The following is a 21,153-nucleotide window of genomic DNA, read 5'->3' on the forward strand; positions in this document are numbered from 1 at the left end:
TGTCCTCCCGAGCGTCGGCCCCCATCGCTTAAAGCCGGTGAAGTCGCCGATGCCGGTGGCTAACGGGGGTTTTATGTGAAAAACCACATTCGTACTGTCCGATAATGGGTGCTTTGGGCGATTATATGCGAAAAATCACATTCGTGGAGGAATTTCCGACCCAACGTGCTGGATGTATGCGAAAAACCACATAAAACGCCGCGATTCCCCCCAATCCAAGCCGGCGAATGTGAAATTTCATATAAAATCGCAAAAGCCATCGGCCCAGTAGGGCAAATGGCAGAGCGCGGGAAATGGCGGGAGGGAGAAGGATCTTCCCAGACGGCGCGACGAGGCTGCCGAAGACAGCAAAAAAAATCCCGCCAAGCGCCGCCTTGGCGGATCGCTTGATGGGATTGCCCGGCGCTGCCCCGCTCGCCCCACTTGCTGGCTGAGAGCAGCGGCCTTCCTTCCGCCTGTTACGACAACACGAGCAGAGTGGCGGAGCGGGCCGGAAGCTTGAGCGCAAGCCCGTCGTCCGTCCCCTGTGCGGAGCCCGCGTTGTACAGACGCTTCCGCGCCTCGAAGCGGTAAACCTCCGCCGACCGGTTCAGGCCGATGTCCGCCTGAAGATTGGCTTGGCGGGGAGCGGAGTCCTTGTTGAACAGCAGGACATACGTCTTCCCGTCCGGCGCCGCGATCGCATAAGACGACACAGCGTCCGCGTTCGAGCTTGCCGCGCCGACGACATCGCCCTGGATGCGGCTGCCGTTCCCGTCGTAATTCAGGAACAGCTTGAAGGCGTCCTCAAGCGGCGTGTCCGCTTCCAGAGCTCCCCAGCGCATCGCGTAGTCCACGCCTTCGCGGGCGAACAGAGCGAGCGCCTCCGCTTGCGCAAGTCCGCTGCCGATGCCGTTGCCGTCTCCGAAGTTGTATTCCGAGATCGACAGCTTCATCCCCGGAGCGTTGTCCGCGATCAGTTCCTTCATCCGTGGAATGAGCTTGACCGGCTCCTGAATCCACGACGTCGGGTCGACATAATTCGGATCGTACAGCGACTTGAGCGAATTCAGGCGCCGCTTGACCATCGCGGGCGACTCGTCGCTGGAGAACGCGACATTCTCCTCCGCCGGATAATAATGAATGTCCAGCGTGTCGATGAGACGCGTGCCGTTCTGCTGGCGATACTCCTCGTTCTTCTCCAGCAGCCATTCCAGATAAGGCTTGCCGTCGTGGGCCGCCATATCGTCTCCCGGCGAGCAGCCGTCCTTCGCCGAGTAGAAGTATTCGCACCAGCCCCAAGGCACCGGACCGAAGATGTTCGCCTGAGGATCGGCCGCCTTGATCGCACTTCCGTAGCTCTGCGTATAGTCCCATACCTCGTCGTAGGTCGTCATCTCCGGATGCACGTCCCAGTGGGAGTGGCCCCACAGCATCGGCTCATTGTCGAGCGCATAGTTGTGAACCTTGTCGCCGAAGCGATCCTGCAGGTACTCGACCCAGGCTGCGGCGAACTCCGGTCCGGTCTGCATCGACGTGTCTTCCGGATCGTTGCCCGTGACATAGCTGCCGTCCTTGTTCTTCCCGTTGCCCGCATCCGCCCGGCACCAGGCTTCCTTCCAGTCGCATTCGTCGCTCGCCTGCTGGCCGTACTTCTCGACCGAGAAGCTCCAGCCGATCTCGCGGGACTTCGGCGTCCAGCCGATCGTCGGAATCTGAATCAGAACGTCCGTGTTCGCTTCAAGCGATTCCTCGATAAAACGATCCGACAGCGTCTGTTCCGGAAGCTGCGAGGGGTCCCCGTCGTCATACGGCACGTTCAGGAAGTACCAGTCCCCGCCTCTGTTCGTCGTATTGAGCTGCCAGTTGTACCTCGTCATCTGGTTGCCGCCCCAGCGCTTGATCGGCACGCCGAGCTCCGAATGGCCGTCGGACGGCATGTCCTCGAAGTTCAGCCCGAAGATGCCCGGACTGAGCGTATTGCCCTTCTCCGCCGCGTTCAGAACGACCTGAACCTCCGGCAGCTCCGGTTCGGGCAGCTCGACGACGGACGAATTGCGCAGCAGAGAGATATTATCGAAAAAGACCGTTCCCTGATTCTCCTCCCCCCAAGCGGAGATAACGATACCGTCGAAGGTCAGTTCGTCGACCCCAAGGTCTGCGAACTTCAGTTCGACCTCCGTCCAGCCATTGGCCGGGACTCCGTCCGGAAGCGCGTTCTCCAAGTCGAATTCGCCGACGAAGCTGCGGTCGTCCATCAGGCTCACCTTCAGGTGCTGGCCTCCCGCCGTTCCGCCATGCACCTGCAAGGTCAAGCCGTAATAGCGATGGAGGTCCATCGACTCGTCCCGATGCATCCAGATTCCCTCGTAGCCCTTGGCGACGAACGAGATGGAGCGATTGCCGGATGCCGCAGGAGTCCCGTTCTCGAAGTTCTGCGTTCCCCAGCTCCAGTTCGTATACCCGTCTGCAAGCGCATCGTCGTACACCGTCTCCGGCTCGTTCGATACGACCTGTACATAGAGAGAAGCGGTCGCGGCGCCATAGACAGCCGTAATCTTCGCCAGCCCGGCGCCGACCGCGGCGAGCCGTCCTGCATCAACGGTCACGGCCTCCGGATTGTCCGACGTCCAGCTCGCCTTGTCGCTGACATCGGCGCTTGTGCCGTTGGAGTAGCGGGCTTCGAACGCGACCTTGCCCTCGTCCCCCGGCGCGAGCACCATGCCGTATTGCGAGAGAACGCCTTCCAGAAGCGTCGGCGGCGCCACATACTTCTCGAGCAGGCGAATATCGTCCAGGTAGACCGGCGCCTGTTCGCCGTCCTCGAGCCCCCGGAACAGCAGGCCGTCGAACAATTGGTCCGGGATCGACAGCGAAGTCAGATCGACCGATACCTTCGTCCATTCCCCGGCCGGGATCGCGCCGCCTTCCAGCAGACTGTCCAGATCGACGCTCGCCACCGACTGCCCGCCGGAGTTGAACACAAGCTCCAGCTTCTGTCCGCCTGCCTCGCCGCCGTTGACCCAGAGCTGCAAGCGGTCGTACTCCTTCAGACTGACCCCGCCGTTCTGCTTGTACAGATAGAGGCCGCCGCCGAAGCTGGAATCGTAAGCGATCGCCGCGGCTCCCGAATGAACGTGCGTTGCGTCGGTCAAGCTGTGTTGCGCCCAGCTGTTGTCCTGGAAGTCCGCATGCAGCGCATCGTCATACACCGTCATCCCGGCCGCGTCGTCCCCGTCGGACGAATCCGGCTGCTCCTGCTCCTGCCCCGGCTCCTCGGCCGTCGGGTCTTCCGTGCCCGGGTCTTCGACAGCAGGATCTTCATTGCCCGGATCTTCCGTGCCCGGCTCCTCGAGCACCGGGCCCTCATCCTCCGAGACCGTTCCCTCCCCCGAATCTCCGAGCAGAGAGATATCGTCCAGGTAGATCGCCGGCTGCGCGCCCGAGGTCGTTCCCCGAATAAGGATTCCGTCGAAAAGCCCGTTCGGCAGGTCGAGATCATCCAGAGCGATCTCGACCTCGTTCCACTGCCCCTGACGGAGCTGCGAAGGGTCCAGCGCTTGTACAGCCACCGGCTCGCCGCCCGACTGCAGCACAATCTCGACGCGCTGTCCGCTCGCCCCTCCTCCGCTCACCCACAATTGCAGCAGCGGATAGTCGTCCGTCCCCAGAATTCGGTCGCTGTACAGATAGAGACCGTCGTCATTATTCGGCTTCATGCGAATGGCCGACGTTCCTTCATGGACAATCCCTGTCTCCGACAGCGTGTGATCGGCCCAACTGTAATTCGTAAAGTCGGAATGCAGCCGGTCGTCGTACACGACCAGCTTCTTCGGCGCGGCGACCGCGTGGGAGGAAGGAGCCCAGCCGGCTCCCCCGATGCCCGACCAGGCAAGCGCGGCCGAGAGGAACACGAGGCGCGCGGCTTCGTAAGAATGATTTTTGCCGCGTATCGTCCTATTGATCTTGTCGTTTCTCTTCATTGGAATTCGCCTCCGTCCGTTATGCCATCAGAGAGCCGCCGTTGACATACGTGCAAGTGCCGGTCAGGAACCGGCTGTCGTCGCTGCCAAGGAACGCGATCGCCCCGGCGATGTCGTCGGGCAGAGCGATTCTCCGCAGAGGAGTCATCGCCGCCATTTGCTGCAGCACCGATTCCGGCGTGTGGCTCGAAGCCTCCGTCCGGACAAGCCCCGGCGAGACGATGTTCGCCGTAATCCCGTGGGGAGCGTTCTCCAGCGCGACATACTTGGCGTAAGCGTTAAGCGCCGCCTTCGCCGAGCCGTGGGCCGCCATATAAGGAAGCGCGATGTCCGAGGCGTTGCTGGAGATGTAGATCAACCGTCCCCACTGCTTCGACAGCATGGAAGGCAGGACGGCCTGCGTCAGGTTAAACGCCGCCTTCAGCTCGTCGTTCAGCTTCTGCGCGAACTCCTCCCAGGTCATCTCGCTCAGCGGCTTCATGACGAACGCCATATTCGCATTGTTCACCAGAATGTCGATCGTCCCCAGCGCCGCCTCCGTCTGCGCGACCGCCTGCAGCACATTGACGGGGTCCCGGACGTCCGCCCGCACCGCCTCCGCCTTGCCGCCGGACTCGCGAATAAGCTGAACAACCGCCTGCGCCGACTCCTCCGAGCTGCTGTAATTGACCGCGACCGCAGCCCCTCTCGACGCCAGCGCAATCGCCGCGGCCGCCCCGATTCCCCGGGAAGCCCCCGATACCAAAGCAACTTTGCCTGCCAAACTCGTTCCGTTAGAATTCATTGTTTATGCCCCTCCGAATTTTTATTGGTCCCGCGCGCTTACATCGGCTTCACGACCATGAGCAGAATCAGGACAATTCCCAGAACCGACACCACATTGAAGAGATGGTTGGCCTCCTTCACCAGCGACGCAATCGCGGGCCCGTCGCCTCCGTCCAGCGCCTTCGCCAGACGTTCCACTTGGGGGCCGAGCAGCCCAATCGCCACGACCTGAATCAGAACGTACAGCACGATCGACGCCGCGATCCATATATCCGTGAACTCCCACCCCGTCCACACGACGAGCGCGATACCGGACAAGACGGCGATCGTCCCCCCAATCTTGGGAAAATAATTCAACGCCTGAAAATACCCCATCGCCTGCCGGAGCTGATCCGGCTGCTGATTCCTCCGGAACAGGAAGTGGCCGAAGTAAGTCGGGCCGATTCCGAGGAACGCCGATACGACGTGCAGAGCAACTAACCATTGCATTCTATAAGCACCTCCTTCGAATCCGATTGACTGTTATCGCTTCAGAACGTCCTAAATTTAGCACCTCCGGCTATCGCAGCGATATTATACGATCGTATAAAGTTGGCATCGACGCATCCCCGCGCACGCCAACAACCGCCAGGGCGGATCGCTCTGACGGTCGTTGGGATGGGGAGGATTGGCAGGATTGCCCTCTGGTCCGACGACCTCCTGCGTTTTATATGAATTTTCACATTCGCCGGCTTCGATTCGAGGCAATCGCAGCGTGTTATGTGATTTTTCGCATATATCCAGCATTTCGAGCCGGATTCTTCTCCACGAATGTGGTTTTTCACATATAATCACCTAAACTGCCCGTTTCGGGGCCGTGCCAATGTGATTTTTCGCATAAAATTCGGCGTCCGTTGGGTTCGGAGGGTTTGGCAGGTCGGCGTGTTCAACAGGTCGGCGTGTTCGGCAAGCTCAGCGTGTTCGCCGCCTCTATCGACGGGTCCGCTCTCTCGCGCTTACAAGTATTGATTCCGATAGTCGGACGGCGTCAGCCCGTAGTGCTTCTTGAACGTCTCGCGAAAATAATCCTGGTCCGAGTACCCGATCCGGTCGCAGATCTCATAGATTCGGTTGGCCGGGTCCTTGAGCAGTCGCGCCGCTTCCTCCATGCGCAGCCGGACGATCCAATGGTTGATCGTCTCGCCGGTCACCTCCTTGACGAGCGCGTTGACGTACTTCTCGCTCAAGCCGACCTGCTCCGCGACGTCCGACACCGCGAGCTCCTTGCAGGAATAGCTCCGGCGCACCGCACCGATCGCTTGCTCCACGAGCTTCTTTTTCTTGACGTTGCCCGTCCATTGCTCGGGCGGCAGCGCCTCCGCCAGGTTCGGCAGATGCTCCTTCAAGCCTTGCTCCAGCAGCTCGATGCCCCGCCGCTCCTCCCGCTCCCGCCGCAGGTCCGCAACGATTCCGGCGAACACGCGCTCGATCTCCTCCGGGTCGATCGGCTTCAGAATATAGTCCATCACCTGAAGCTTGATCGCCTGCCGCGCGAACTCGAACTCGCTTAGCCCCGAGAGAATGATGCAGCGGATATCCGGCTTGCGGAGGCGAACCGCTTCGATCAGCTCGATGCCGTTCATCTTCGGCATGCCGATGTCGGTCAGCAGCAGATCGGGCAAGTCGGACAAGTCCGGCAAGCCCTGGCGGCGGCTGTCGATCCACTCCAGCGCTTCCTCCCCGTTCTCGGCGGCCCCGATCAGCTCGATGCCGAGCCGCTCCCAATCGACGGCCCGCGCCAGCGTCTCCCGGACCAGCTTCACGTCTTCCGCGATCAGCAGTTTAAAGCGTGTCACCCCTCGATTCCTCCTCCTCTTCTCCGTCGATCGAGCCTCGGGAACGCAGCGGCAGCACCGCTTCGACGCAGGTGCCTTCCTCCGCCGGAACGTAGCGGAGCCCGTAAGCTTCCCCGCACAGCAATTGAATCCGCCGATGCACGTTCAGCGTTCCGTAGCCGCCGGCGGCCGCGGCTCCATTCGCGGCAGGCGCTCCGTCCGGCGCCGAAGCGTCCGGGGCGCGCAAGGCCCGGTTCCGCTCCTCCGCCTCGCAGCCCTTCCCGTTGTCGGCAACGCGCAGAACGAGCGACCGTCCGTCCAGCCGGGCGGAGATCTCAATCCGGCAATGCTCCGTGCGATCGGCGAAGCCGTGAACGATCGCATTCTCCGCGAGCGGCTGAAGCAGGAAGTGCGGGATAACGACGTCCAGCAGATTGTTCGGCATGCGGAGCTCGATCGCGAGGTCGTCTCTCATCATTCGCTGAATGTGCAGATAAGCGTCGACCTGCTTGATCTCCCCGTCCAGGGAGATCCATGGCCGGCCTTTGTTCAGCCCGTAACGGAACACGCCCGCGAGCGAGCGAACGATCGAGCTCGTCTCCCGGTCCCCGTTCAGAATGGCGCGGCAGTTGATCAGATCGAGCGTGTTGTATAGAAAATGCGGGTTGATCTGCGCGTTAAGCAGCTCCAGTTGAAGCTGGCGGCGTTCGATCTCTTCCGCGAAGCTCTTCTCGATCAGCCCGTGCAGCGTCACCAGCATCGTTGCGAACTTCCGCTCCAGCTCCTCCACCTCGTAGATGCCCGAACGCTGCGCCGGCAGCGGCTCCTTAAACGCCAGCACCTCGGGACGATGCATCGCGCCGACGAGCCGCGTGATCGGCACCGTCACGCGCACGACGATCCGGTTGAGGAACAGCCCCGCGAGCAGCAGCGCCGCGACCGCCGTCGCCGCCCCGATCGCCGAGATGACGAGCGTGTACTGGCCGAAGTGGCTCTCCGGCACGACGGTCAGCAGCTTCCAGCCGTTGGGGAACGTCTCGTACATGACGCGATGCTTCTCCCCCTCGATCCGCTCGACCCGCGAGCCCGACGCACCCGAGGCGGAGCGCACGAACGGCAGGTCGCCTGCAGGCGTCAGAAACTCGTAACGCTCGCTGACGATCACCCTGTCGCTCTCGTCCAGCAGCAGATGGTAGCCCTTCTCCAGCTTCGCGTTCTCGAATACGCTGCGGATGCTGCCCGTATCGGCGCCGACGATGACGGTGCCGATGTTGCGGCCGTCCTTGATGCTTGTCTTTTTGCGCGCCGAATAGATCATCGCCGTGAACGGCCCCGCCCGCTGCCCCCACCAGACGGCCTGCGGCTTCCCCTGGCTCAGGCTGCGGTACCAGCTCTCGCCCTTCAGGTCCGCGGACTTGTAGATGCCGGTCGAGAGATCGTAGCGGTCCGGAGCCATGGCGTACAGGCCGCTCGCCGGCTCCAGCGCGATCGAGACGACATAGGAGCGCAGCGGCACGCGATCGGAGCCGAAGCCGCCGACCAGCGACAGCAGCGACAGGTTCTGCAGATTGGTCTGCAGCGCGAAGTAATCGTCCACCGCCTCGTAGTCTGCGGCATATTCCCGCTCCAGCAGCCCCTCGATCGACGGATTGGACAGGATGTAGGCGGCCACATTGCTCATCGTATCGAACTGGTACCAGATGTTCCGGTACACGAACTTCATCGACTGCTCCGCCGTCTCGCGCGTATGGTCGTTCTGCACCCGAATCAGGATGTAGCTGGCCGCGGTGGCGAAGAAGATAATGATGACGACGATCAGCGCAAAAATCGGCACGCGAAGCCGCGACAGCAATCCGGCGTTCGATCTGCCGCGTCCGGGCATGGACGTCTCCCCCCTCTCGCGCGGACGCAAGCCTCCCGTCGCCGCAGGGGCTCGGGGAGGCTTGATCCGAATAGGTGCCGGGTTAATCGGCGAATAGGTTAATCGACGAATGGGTTAATCGATGAATGGGTTAATCGATGAATAGCAAACGCGCGACAAGCAACGCCGCTTCGGCGCGATTCGCGGTGCCCTGCGGGGCGAACTGCCCCGCCCCTCTGCCTTGCATGAGGCCGAGCGCCGCCGCCTCCCGCACGTAGGACAGCGCCCACGGGGAGATGCTGCCGTCATCGGCGAACGAAGCGCCGTCCGCAGCCGCAGGCTCGCCGTGCAGCGCACGGTAAGCCTTCAGCGTCATGACGGCCATCTCCTCGCGCGTCAGGCGGCCGCTTGGGTCGAACACGTTCCCGGTTCGGCCTGTGACGATGCCGGCTGCGTGCGCGGCGGCTGCCGCCGCCGCATACCAACTGTCCGCGGAGACGTCGGCGAACGCCGCGCCCGCTGCGGGAGTCGGCAGCCGGAGCGCCTTGGTCAGCATCGCCGCGAACTCGGCGCGCGTGACCTGGCGGCCCGGCTGGAAGCTGCCGCCGTCGCCCAGCACGATCTGCCGGGCGGCGAGCGCCCGGACCGCGTCGTACGCCCAGTGCGCCGAGGTCAGATCGGCAAAATCGCGCTTGATCGCAAGCACCGCATAGGTGCCGAAGCCCAGGATGTCGGCGCTCAGATAGCCGTCGGCCTCGACGCCGCCGACCCATTCGGGCGTCCCGTCCGCAGCCAGGCGGTAGATGCCCGACAGCTTCGGGTCCAGAGACGGATCGAGCTTGAGCCGGAGCGTGATCGGCTCGTCGAATTCGGCCAGCGAGTAGACGTCCCCGTCGGCTGTCGCAAACGACAGGCCGAGGCTGTACACGCCGCTGCCGAGGCCGATGTCGGCGCCGGTTGCCCGGGCGGCTTGGGCCGCGAGCGCACGCGCTTCGTCCGCTGCCAGCGGCAGCAGGCGCAGGGTGATCGCGCCGTCCTGCCGCTCGGCGGCCGGCGCCTGCTCCGCCAGCCGGCGAAGCGCGGCGGCGGGAACGTCCAGCGCGAGCCCGCCCGACAGCACGGTGAGCCGATTGCCCGCGAGCAGCGCGCCCGCATCGGCAGGCAGCCGCAGCTCAGTTGTGCCCACCGGCGCCGTTATAATCGCAGCGCCGTCCGCGGCGCTATCTGCGGCGCCGCGCAGCGTCGCAGCCGGCACCTCCAGCACGGTCGAGCCGGTTGGCGGCTGGGAGATCTGCCCGTTGCCTCCGGCATTGCCGCCATTGCCGCCCCCGGCATTCCCGCCGTTGCCGCCTCCGGTGTCGCCGCCGTCATCTCCGCCGCTGCCGCCGTCATCTCCGCCGCCCGCCGACGGCGGAACGTCGACGAACACGAACGCGTCGTAGAACGACGTGTTCTTGGCGTCGGCGGTGCCCGGCGTCCATTGGATAAAGTTGTCGCGGCCGTTCTGGTAGTCGGCGTCGTTGATCGCGACGTTGAAGCCGAGCTTGCCGCCCGTCGCCGGCTGCAGGTCGCGGATATAGACCGTCGGCAGCTTGAACTCGTACAGGGTCCGGCCCGCCGCCTCGTCGCGCACGGCCGCGAACGGCACGAGCCCGCTCATATCGCCGTTCGGATTCGGGGCGGTCGAATTGAACACATTGACGAGCAGCGTGCCGTCGTCCGCCAGCGCGAACGCCCACTCGACGTCATCCGCTCCGTACGGCGCCTCGCGGTTGTTCAGCGGGTCGAGGCTGATCTGGACGGAATCGTTCTTCCACATGTTGGCTGCATTCTCGGACTGCTTGTGCACATCGTCCCGCACATCGACCGCGACGTACAGGCCGTCGTCCGCCCACTTGGCATAAGCCGTCGCCTCCAGGCTGGCGGAGTCCTGGTAGCCGGTCGCATTCTGGTCCTTCCTGCGCAGATGCACCGGGTAGGCGTCCTGCCAGTCGGCCAGATCGCCGTCCACCGCGAGCGTTCCCGCCTTCTGGATCAGATCGAAGTCAAGCGGCAGCGCCTCATCGTGGAAAATGCTGCGCCCGTCCGACGTCTCCGTCACCTCCAGGTCGACCTTGTACTCGTTGAACGCTGCGGGCGTATGGTACGTCCAGCGATAGTCCAGCGTGATGCGGTCGTCCTTCTGCAAATTGCTGAACGCAGCGGTCGTCACCGGCTGCAGCGGAATGCCGTCCGGCCCCTTGAGCGTCACCGTGCCCGACTTGGCGGCCGACGATGTGCCGGTCAGTTGCACCGTGACCGTGTCCAGCGCGCCGATCGGCCCGCCGACCGGCAGCAGCCGCACATCGAGGCCGTCCTCCACGGTCAGCTCGACCAGCTTCGTATCGAACAGCGCGCCATTGTGCTCGATCTCGATCGCGACCTCGTAGCGCCCCTTGACCGCGCTCTCCGGCACCGCCACGCTGTACGGCACATCCAGCGCACCGTGCGCAGGTATCGTCAGCTCCGCCTCGGCCGCGCCGGACTGGGCGCTCTCCCAGCCGTCCGGCACCTTAAGGCGCGCTGTCACCTGCTGCTCAGCGGCGGTGTCGTTGACGAGCGAGAGCGACAGCGGCGTGGCATAGCCCGCCTCCCCGGTCGTCTGGCTCGGTGCGACGCTCGCCATGACGCCGACGAACTTGGGCGTCTCGGACGCGACGATCGCCTGTACCGCGCCCGCGAACTCCCGCGCCAGCAGGTTGTAGGCGTAGCTGTCGCCGTAGCCGCCCCGGGCCAGCGCGGCATCCGCCAGCCGCCCGTACCGATTCATGCGCAGCGCGGCGGACGCCGATACGGGCATCACGCTGTCGTCGCCCTTGGCCGCCCGGAAGGCGGCGTCCGCAGCCTGCGTTGCGGCAGCATAGTCCGTCGCCGCTGCGCCCGCGCCGTCCTTGGCATACGCCAGCGCGACGGAGGCGGCCTCGGCCTCATTGTACAGCGCCTCCAGCGCCACATAGCCCGGCGCGGACTTCAGCTCGCCGCCGCCGATCTGCCCGGCCATCTCCGCCATCAGGGCGTAGACGTCCTTGATGCCCTGCTCCAGCCCGGCTGCGGGCGCTGCGCCCTGCGTCGCCGCCTGCAGCGCGGCCGCGATGCGGGCGATCTCCGCCGCATCGGCGGCGGCCGAAGCATCGCCGTCCGCGAGCTTGGCCGCGTCCAGCTTGGCCAGCGCGGCCTGGCTCTTCGCCTCGAGCAGCTTGGCCGCCGAGGCGTACACGAAGCTCGCCGGCGCGCCCGTCACGTATACGGGAGAGCCCGAGACGGTAAGCTTAAGGCTGCCGCTCTCCGCTTCGGCCGGCAGCGCCGTGCCGTTGATGTCCGCCACCCCGACGCCGGCCGTTCCGAACGGCAGCGTGATGACGCTTGTCGGCGGCTTCGCCGTCGGGTCGTCCTTGTGGTCGACCTTCTTCCAGGCGACGATGACCGGCTCCCCGTCGTTCAGGAACACATGGACCGCCACGTCCGCGTTCCCCGTGTCCCAGGTGCCGATGTACCGCGCGCGGTCAAGCTCGGTCATAAGCTGGTTGACCGCATTGTAGGCCAGCTTCGGCCGTCCGTCGTTGTCCGTAATGCCCCAGAAAATATCGTAGTAACGGTCGTCGGTGCCGTCGTTTTTGTAATCGTAATATTCGTAGGCCTTGACCTGGTCCGTAATCATGTAGTTCAAGTAGGCGCGCACGATGTAGTCCCGCTGCACCTCCTCCGATACCGAAGGATACCCGCTCTTGGCCGTCGGCCAGCCGCCCTCGGTCAGATAGTAATCCTTCCAGCCCCCGTACGCGTCGACGAGCTGCTTCACGCCGTCCGTCAGCTTCTGCAGATTGCCGTCGGGCATCGCGTTGTATACGTACGGATGATAGGAGTAGGCGTCGGCGAAGTCGTACGAGCCCAGCTCCAGCTCCTTCGGCAGCACGCTGAGCACGCTGGACGTATGGTCGCCCGCGAGCAGCATCGCGTTCGGGTCGGCCTTCTTCATATTCAGGTAGGCGACCTTCTGCAACTGCACGAACTCCGAGGGAATGTACGGCTTGGTGAAAATCTCCGGCTCGTTGGGCATCTCCCACTGCCGAATCCGGTCCTTGTACCTCGCCACCGTGTTCGCCACGAAGTCGCCCATCGCCTTCAGCGAAGCGGACGTATTGGGGACGCCGGACTGGTAGTAGCCGTTCTTCTCCAGCGACAGCACCGTGATCTGGTTGAAGCCGTAGGAGAACAGCTTGTCGAGCAGAGGATCGGTGCGGCTGTAATCGTAAACGGTCGCGCCCGTTCCGTCCTTGGCATTGCGGTCGACATCCTCCCAGGAGATGCCGGAGCGATGGTGACGGGCCCCCAGCTTGCGCGCGCCGTCGATGATGTCGTCCTTCCAGTTGAGCGCATAGTGGGTGTTCAGCCCGAACTTGCTCTCATTGTCCAGGTCGAGCCCCTGCACCGGCGCGGCCTCCTTGGCGACCGCAAGGCGCAGCGTCTTCGTCAGCGCGGGCTGCTGCACGCCGTCCACCGCGAACTCGGCCGTGACCTCGTACGTGCCGATCTCGCCAAGCTGCGGGGAGAACGGAATCAGCTCGCGCTCCTTGCCGTACTTCTCCAGCTCGTAAGCCTGCGAGCCCGTCGCGACGACCGCATGGTCGCCGTCCGCCCGCCGCACCGTATAATCGATGCCGAATTCATGCGCATCCGCGCCCGCGTCCAGCGCCAGGTCGAGCCCCGGCGTCTCGCCCGCGGCATAGATGCCCGCGTAGTTGCCGGACGGCTGCAGGTCGATGACATACGGCGGCCTCAGCGGCTCGATCTCGAAGTCGTCGATCATCAGGTTGATGCCGCCGACGACATTCCATTGGAAGTAGCCCTTGAGCGGCGCGAGCGCGTCGGAGTCCTCGCCCGATACCGTCTCCACGCCGTCGATGAACAGCTTGTGCGTAATGCCGCTCACCTGCAGCTCGTAGCTGTGCCATTCATCAAGCAGCGACTTGACGTAGTTGGCGATATAGTAGTTGCCGCCGAGCGTCGTCTTGCGCATGATGAAGTATTTGGAATTGTGCGTCGCCCACTCGAGCGCATTGTTGTTGTTGTCGTCTATCGCGCGATAGCGGAAGCGCCAGGTGTTCTGGACGGCCGTGCTCGTGCGCTCGTACTTGACCTTGAACTTGACGACGAAGTTGTCCGCGTACTGGTACATCGGGAGGTTGAGCCGGGCGCTGCCGGAGCCGTTCAGGTTCAGCACCCGGTTGCCGTCCTCAAGCTCGATGACCTTGGTCGCGCCGCCGACCGTCCAGCCCGGCGGGGCCGCGTTCGGCGTCTCGCCGTCGAAGTCGTTGACATACGGGACGATCTCCCCGATCGCCACCGTCACCTCGCCCGTCTCCGGGTAGCGCGCCTCGCCGCCCGTCCCGTTGCTCGCCGTGATGTAATAACGGATATGGTCGGCCCGCGCCGTTCCCGGAATCTTCGCCGAGTAGGCGCCGGTGCCGATCTGCTCTGCGGCCGCGACCGCATCCGCCGGCTCGTCGCCGTAGCCGTAATGGACCGCGGCCTCCGTCGTCCCGTAGGTCGCGTCCGTCACCGAGAAGGCGACGGCGACATCGCCGTTGTACGGCACCTGCGCTGCGGGCGTATGCACGATCCCATAGACAGGCTGGACCGCTGCGATCGGCAGCACCGCAATCCCGTCGACATCGAGGCTGGCGGCCGGTCCGATGCTCTTCAGCCCGAAGCCGACGCCGCCCGACGGCAGCGACGCATCCGTGAATACGGTTACAAGTGTGCCGTCGATGGACAGCTTGAACTCGTCTCCCTGCACCTCCAGGCTGTACGTGTGCTTGTCGGCCGTGTTGAAGCCCGGCAGCGTCTGCGCAATCGCGACAGGCTGGCCGACCTGCATGGCGGTCGCCGAGTCCGGATACTTCCACATCTCTACGCTGCTCGTGTTTTTAAACTCCAGAAAGTAATAGGCCGTGCTCGACGAATAGCGGAACAGCACGCGGAAGCGATCGCCCTGCCCCGTAAAGACCAGGCTGTAGTCGGTCGTCGCGTACGGCAGCATGGACGACTTGACGACCGCGCGCTGGGGACTGCCCCCCGCGATCGTGCCGGTCAGATACGCCTCCTCGCCGCTGCCCTGCACCTGCCAGATCGTGCTGCCGAACAGGTCCCAGTTGCCCAGCCCCCCGGAGAAGCTGTCCTCGAACAGCGGCGCAGGCTCCGCGGCGCGTGCGGCTGCAGGCCATACAGGCAGCAGCAGCGCCGCGACCAGGAGCAGGATCAGACCGCGATAGTTCCTTGTCATACTCTCAACCACCTTTGACAGGAGTTTAAAGCCCCTCGCGCTTCGGCTCCCGAAGGCGGGGGGCTTTGGATCGAATGCTGTTACTTGCCGACCTTCTGCTGGAACGACGCCTCAAGCTCGCTCAGAATTTGGGTGCCGCCCTGGGCCTTCCACTTCTCGACGAATTCGTCGAATTTCTTGATGTCGCCGCCCATGATGATCTGCGTAAATACGGAGTCGCGCATCGTGTTCAGCTCGACGAGCTTGGCGACCTTGGTCGGCGAATCGAGGTAGTTGGACGCATCCGTGATCTGATACGGATTGTTGATCGCGACGTCGAGCGACTCCGAGAAGCGGAGCGGCAGCGACTCGAGGTAGCGCGGCCAGCCGTTCAGTCCCGGCGCGAACAGATAGCTCTGCGTGCCGCGATAGTGGCCGTCCTTGTCCTGCTTGGTCGTCGGATCGAGCAGATCGGTTGCGGTGACCATCTTGTCGTTCTCGATCTTGTAGTCCTCGCCTTCGATGCCCCAGACGGTCAGCATCTGGTTCTCAAGCGACAGCGAGTCCTCGATGATCGCCAGCACGCGCTTCGGGTCCTTCGTCTTGGCGCTGATCGCGGTCATCTGGGAGAACGGAGCGCCCATCGGAGCGACGGCCTTGCCGTCCGCGCCGGTCAGCGAGTCGGTGAGCGCCAAGTATTTGAACGGCTCGCCCGATTGATCCGGAAGCTTGTCGTTCGCGCCGAGCTGCTTGGCCTTGATCAGCTCGTTCGTCTCGATCTGGGTGTCGTAATCGTTGGCCGTCGACCACCAGCCCATCCACGAGAACAGCTTGCCGCTGTACAGCTTGGCGCGGAGCTGCTCCTCCTTGATCGTGGCGAATTCCTTGTCGATCAAGCCTTCCTTGTACATCTTCTGAAGGAACAGGAGCGCGTCCTTCATGCGCGGATCGATATCGTAGTTGCTGAACTTGCCGTCCTGCTCGGTGAAGAAGCCGGGCGTCACGCCGAAGGCGCCGAAGATATGGTCGAAGGAGTTGTTCGCGAACTTCACCTGGCCGATCTGCGCCGTATAGCCGCCCAGCGGGATGACGTCCGGCCGCTCCGCCTTGATCTGCTTGAGCAGGTTGTAATACTCGTCGAGCGTCTTCGGTACCGTCGCGCCCGCCGCCTCGATATAATCCTTGCGCATGACGAGGTCCCAGCGATAGCCTGCGCCCGGTCCGCCCTGGTACGGGATGCCGTAGATGCGGCCGTTCACCTTCGCCTGCTCGAACACCTCCGGCGACACCTCGCGCATGATGTTCGGCGTATCCTGTTCGTTGATCAGATCGGTCAGGTCGACGAACGCGCCGAGCGGCGCATACTTCTGGAAGTCGTCCGCGAAGTCGATCCGCACCACATCGGGGATGTCCTCGCTGGACATTTTCAGATTAAGCTTCGTCTTGTACTGCTGGACGTCGACCATCTCGGCGTCGATCTTGATGTTCAGCTTCTGCTCGATCGCCTGCTTGACGACATCGTTCTCCGGATCGTACGGAACGGAGATGTCCTGCGCCTTCAGCCACTTGAGCGTATAGGGCTCGGTTGACGCCGCTGCGGAGCCGGACGGCGCTGCCGAAGCCGATGCGCTCGCAGGCGGCGAAGTTTGCGGTTCGGCCGACGGGGACGCGCCGCCTTCGGTATTGTTGTTGCCGCACCCCGCAATTGCGAGCGTGCCGATCAGGACGGCGGCGGACGCCATGCCGATCGATTTTTTCTTTCTCTGCTGGAACATGCAGATGGACCTCCTCGATATTGAGCTATTATATTTACCCTTGGGGGATAAACCGAAGTTGACGTTGCCGCGCGCTGCGGCGAATCTTGCTTGCTACCCCTTGACCGAGCCGACCATCATGCCCTGATCGAAGTAACGCTGCACGAGCGGATAGATGATGAGCATCGGCAGCGCGACGATGACGATCGCGGCCATCTGGATGCCGACCGTCGGCGGCGGCGTGCGGCCGGCCGTCTCGAGCAGCTCCGGCGGCAGGCTGGAGCTGGCGACAATCGAGCGGAGCACGAGCTGCACCGGCGCTTTGCTCCAGTCGGAGACGTAGAGCATCGCGCTGAAGAAGTCGTTCCAGTAGACGACCATGTACAGCAGGCCGACGGATGCGATGGCGGGCATCGAGAGCGGCAGGATGATCTGCCGCAGGATGCGGAACTCCGACGCCCCGTCCAGCGCCGCCGATTCTCTCAGACTCTCGGGAATGCTCTCGAAGAACGACTTCATAATAATCATGTTGAATGCGCTGAACGCCATGACGAGAATAAGCACGTAGTTCGTGTTGAGCAGGCCGAGCTGCTGGATCGTGATATAGGTGGGGATCATGCCCCCCTTGAACAGCATCGTGAACACGAAGATCAGGATGATGAACCGGCGTCCGGGCAGCTTCTTCTCGGCCAGCGCGTAGGCGGCGGTCGTCGTCAGGAACAGGGCGAGCAGCACGCCCGCCGCCGTATTGCGAATCGTATTGCCGTAGGCGTGATAAATAAGCGAGCCCTTCTTCAACAAGTAGACGTAGTAGTCGAAGCTCAGCGAGCTGGGGAACAGGACCATCCCGTCCTTGGCGCTGAATTCGGAGTACGGTGTGATCGAGACGGTGATGACGTACCAGAACGGCAGCACGATCACCAGCGTGAGCAGCGTCAGCACGATATAGTTGGTTGCGGAGAAGGCGGACTCTCCTCGCGTTAGCTTCATCTGTCGTCTTCTTCCCTTCGTCAGAAAATACCGGAATCGGGATCGATCCGCTTGGCGATGCGGTTGGCGGCGAGCACGAGCGCCAGTCCGATGACGCCCTTGATGACGTCGGCGGCGGCGGCCAGGCTCAGGTTGAACTGCTCGATGCCTACCCGGTAGATGTAGGTATCGAGAATGTCGCCCACCTCGAACACCATCGGATTATACAGGTTGATGACCTGGTCCAGTCCGGCGCTCATGACGAATCCGACCCGGAGGATGAAGATGACGATGATCGTCGAAGCGATGCCCGGCAGGGTGACGTGGACAATGCGCTTGAAGCGGGTGGCTCCGTCCACGACGGCCGCCTCGTACACCTCGGGGTTCAGCCCGGCGATGGCGGCGATGTAGATGATCGCGGCCCAGCCCATCTCCTTCATCGCGTCGGTGACGACGAGAATCGTGCGGAAGTAAGCCGGCTGGACGAGCAGGTAGGCGGATTCGCCTCCGAACAGGCCGATGAGCTTGCCGATCAAGCCGGTCTCCGGCGACAGCAGCAGCGTGATGATGCCGCCGTACACGACCCACGATACGAACCGGGGCAGGTACACCGCGGTTTGCAGCGTCTTCTTGAACCAGCGCGTCCGAATCTCGTTCAGCGCCAGCGCCAGCAGGATCGGGCAGATGAAGCCGCTGATCATCTTGTACAGGCTGATGATCAAGGTGTTCCTGAAGGCGTGAACGAACATCTCCGAATCGAACAAGGTGCGGAAGTACTTGAGTCCCGCCCAGTGACTGCCCGCGAAGCCCTGAATCGGGTTGTAGTCCATGAAGGCGATGCTGACCCCGTACAGCGGCAGGTAGTCGAACACGAGCACCCACAGCAGGGCGGGGAGCAGCAGCAGGTACAGCAGCTTAAACTTCCAAATTCGCCTGAACGTCCGTCCGACCTGCGGCCGTGTCCGCTCCAGGCTGTCCGGCGCCGTGCCGGGCTTCGCGCCGGGCGATGCCAGTTCCATGCGGCAAGCCTCCTATCCTTCTCTCTGTGTCTCTGTAGCCTGAAAGTGCTTACAGTAGCCATTTTATCGGATCGGGACGGCCCGGAACACCGGAGCGGAGGACGATATACCCGGTGAAAAGTCGGATGTAAAAGGCCGCTGAACAGTCGCATTGTGTGCAGGGACGGGCGCAGCGTTTACTGTCTGTTCAGCTCCGCCGTGCCGGCGGGCGGGACCGGAAGCGGATGGACGCCGGCGCGAAGGCTCAGTGCCAAGCGCGCTGTTGTCCTCCCGCGGCAGTCGCGGATGTGCGCCTCCCATTCGCCCGCTTCCTTGGTCAACTCCATATGGACGCCGTCCTCGCGTGTGCCGTTGACGAGGATGACGGTGTCCGGCAGCTCGCGGCGCAGCGGGAGAATCGTATGCGGCTGATAGACGGCGGCGATCAGCTTCGCCGTGTCGGCGGCGAGGACGTACGGGTAGAGCAGCTCGGGATGGTACGGCTCAAGGCGGCCGTCCAGCAGCGTGTCCCGATGCTCTTTCCAGAAGGCGAGCCCGTGCGCGACCGTCTCCAGATGCGCGGGCGGCAGCCGGTCGAGCCGCAGCGAGATTTGGGGCACGGCGAACAGCACATTGATGAGCTGCAGCGCCGCGCTCTCGGCCGGCTCGTCGGGATGCCACATCAGCATGTCCGCGTGGGCCGCCGTCTCGCCGCAGAGCAGGCGGATGTCCAGCGTGCGCACCCGGTTCTCGACCGCATCGTTCGGGCAATCCGCCGCCCTGAACATGTTGCCGTACTTGCGCATATAGGGGCCGACGTACGCCTGGCGGAATTCGATCAGGACGTCCGGGTCGACAGCGGACAGCCGGGCGATGATGTCGGACATAAGGCGGTCGACCGCTTCGGGCACCGCATCGCAGTCGCGTCCGCCGCCGAATTCAAGCCGGTTGCCGGCCGGCGGGTTGATGCTGTCGATAAAGTCGAGCTTGAACCCGTCAAGCTTCCAGGCGCGCTGCGCGGACGTGTAGATGCCGATCAAATATTCGCGCACCTCGGGAAATCTTGGGTCGACAACACCCCAGCCGCGCTCCTCGATCGTGTACAGCATCCGGCCGCAGAATCGCTCCCATGCCCGGCTGTGCCTGCCGACATACGGTACGGCGTACCATACATCGACTCGCAGTCGGGGCAACAGGCGAATGTGTGGTATGGAGTACCATACATCGGCGCGCAGTCGGGGCAACGGGCGAATGTGTGGTATGGAGTGCCATACATCGGCGCGCGGACGGGGCAACGGGCGAATGTGTGGTATGGAGTACCATACATCGGCGCGCAGACGGGGCAACGGGCGAATGTGTGGTATGGAGTGCCATACATCGGCGCGCAGTCGGGGCAACGGGCGAATGTGTGGTATGGAGTGCCATACATCGGCGCGCAGTCGGGGCAACGGGCGAATGTGTGGTATGGAGTGCCATACATCGGCGCGCAGACGGGGGAACGGGCGAATGTGTGGTATGGAGTACCATACATCGGCGCGCAGTCGGGGCAACGGGCGAATGTGTGGTATGGAGTACCATACATCGGCGCGCAGACGGGGCAACGGGCGGATGTGTGGTATGGAGTGCCATACATCGGCGCGCGGACGGGGCAACGGGCGAATGTGTGGTATGGAGTACCATACATCGGCGCGCAGTCGGGGCAACGGGCGGATGTGTGGTATGGAGTGCCATACATCGGCGCGCAGACGGGGCAACGGGCGAATGTGTGGTATGGAGTACCACAGCATGTACTTCATGCCGAGCGCGTGCACCCGCTCGACATGCGCGGCCATATCGGGCATCTTGTCCGCGCAGGCCTCCCAATCGCCGCAATAGGCGTAGCCGCGCTCATTGTTCGCCGTCTGCCAGCCGTCGTCCGCGATCACGGCCCCGCAGCCCAGCTCTGCGGCCAGGCGGCACTCGGCCTCGATCTCCTCCGGGCTCAGATACTGGTGCAGGCTGTACCAGGTGGAGTACATCGGCTCGCGCGCCGCGGCGGGCACGGGGGCCGGCGCGAGGCCCGGCAGGCCGCTCCACCAGCGCCGCACGCCGTCCAGGCTGTCGAAGCAGGCGAGCTCGCGCCGGTCGACGCGCAGCGTGGCCTCGTAGCGGTCGAGCGGGGCGCCCGGCTCCTCGAACAGCGACACCGAGCAATGGAGCTCGGCCGTCTCCTCGTGGACGCCGGCTTGGCAGACGACAGGATTCAACGTGTCGGAGAAGGCGAACGTCAGCCGGCTGCGGCTATCCCCGCCGAACAGGCAGACGACGGGGGCCGAGCTGGCGGCATTGCTGCGCCAGCCGGGGAACCAATCCGGCGCCAGCCCGCGGTTGCGGTAGGCGTTGGGATGCCATACGCCCTGAATATCGATGACGGGATGCGTCCAAGAGAGCTTGAGCGGCGGCGGAATATCCGGCCGGTCGGCCGTTATTGTCAGATGCACAAGCTCGATGCCTTCCTCTGGCGTCTCTACGGTCAGCGCGGCTCTGAAGCGGTCGGCCACGCCGGATAGGCGGTAAGGAAGCTGGCTGTCGGTTTGCATGTGGGACATGGTACGAGAACCTCCGATAGGCATGAGAAGTTACAGCATGCCGCAGGCGCAGGTTCGCGTCGGCAGCATGCTGCGAGAGAATGAAGCGATGGGTGCGTCTCGATACTCCACGATCTGGCCGCAGACTGCGAAATGTAATCG

Annotated in this window: 10 protein-coding genes; all 10 read right to left on the reverse strand. The window is 63.5% G+C overall.

Annotated elements, in window-relative coordinates:
- Positions 1-458 precede the first annotated feature (458 nt).
- Positions 459-3,962: a glycoside hydrolase family 44 protein gene (locus tag E6C55_RS05190; protein WP_136368732.1), complete on the reverse strand. Its 3,504-nt coding sequence runs from the start codon at positions 3,960-3,962 to the stop codon at positions 459-461.
- A gap of 19 nt (positions 3,963-3,981) precedes the next feature.
- Positions 3,982-4,746, reverse strand: coding sequence for an SDR family NAD(P)-dependent oxidoreductase (locus E6C55_RS05195; RefSeq protein ID WP_136368733.1), 765 nt, complete (start codon positions 4,744-4,746; stop codon positions 3,982-3,984).
- Between the two features lie 38 nt (positions 4,747-4,784).
- Entirely contained in the window at positions 4,785-5,216 is a 432-nt protein-coding gene (locus tag E6C55_RS05200; protein WP_136368734.1) for a DUF2269 family protein, read from the reverse strand.
- Between the two features lie 506 nt (positions 5,217-5,722).
- Complete coding sequence (locus E6C55_RS05205) at positions 5,723-6,562, reverse strand: response regulator transcription factor (RefSeq protein ID WP_136368735.1); 840 nt, start codon at positions 6,560-6,562, stop codon at positions 5,723-5,725.
- Positions 6,549-8,423: a cache domain-containing sensor histidine kinase gene (locus E6C55_RS05210; protein ID WP_136368736.1), complete on the reverse strand. Its 1,875-nt coding sequence runs from the start codon at positions 8,421-8,423 to the stop codon at positions 6,549-6,551. The genes E6C55_RS05205 and E6C55_RS05210 overlap by 14 nt, the downstream gene beginning before the upstream one ends.
- 130 nt (positions 8,424-8,553) lie before the next feature.
- A complete protein-coding gene (locus E6C55_RS05215; RefSeq protein ID WP_136368737.1) occupies positions 8,554-14,724 on the reverse strand; it encodes an S-layer homology domain-containing protein in 6,171 nt (2,056 codons plus the stop codon).
- 80 nt (positions 14,725-14,804) lie between these two features.
- The gene (locus tag E6C55_RS05220; RefSeq protein WP_136368738.1) at positions 14,805-16,478 is read right to left on the reverse strand and encodes a type 2 periplasmic-binding domain-containing protein; all 1,674 of its coding nucleotides are present in this window, start codon (positions 16,476-16,478) and stop codon (positions 14,805-14,807) included.
- A 93-nt stretch (positions 16,479-16,571) separates the two neighbouring features.
- The gene (locus E6C55_RS05225; protein WP_136368739.1) at positions 16,572-17,447 is read right to left on the reverse strand and encodes a carbohydrate ABC transporter permease; all 876 of its coding nucleotides are present in this window, start codon (positions 17,445-17,447) and stop codon (positions 16,572-16,574) included.
- A gap of 20 nt (positions 17,448-17,467) precedes the next feature.
- Positions 17,468-18,445, reverse strand: coding sequence for an ABC transporter permease (locus tag E6C55_RS05230; RefSeq protein WP_136368740.1), 978 nt, complete (start codon positions 18,443-18,445; stop codon positions 17,468-17,470).
- A gap of 176 nt (positions 18,446-18,621) precedes the next feature.
- Entirely contained in the window at positions 18,622-21,012 is a 2,391-nt protein-coding gene (locus E6C55_RS05235) for an alpha-amylase family protein (RefSeq protein ID WP_136368741.1), read from the reverse strand.
- Positions 21,013-21,153 lie beyond the last annotated feature (141 nt).

Source organism: Cohnella fermenti, assembly GCF_004801405.1.
Classification (GTDB): domain Bacteria; phylum Bacillota; class Bacilli; order Paenibacillales; family Paenibacillaceae; genus Cohnella; species Cohnella fermenti.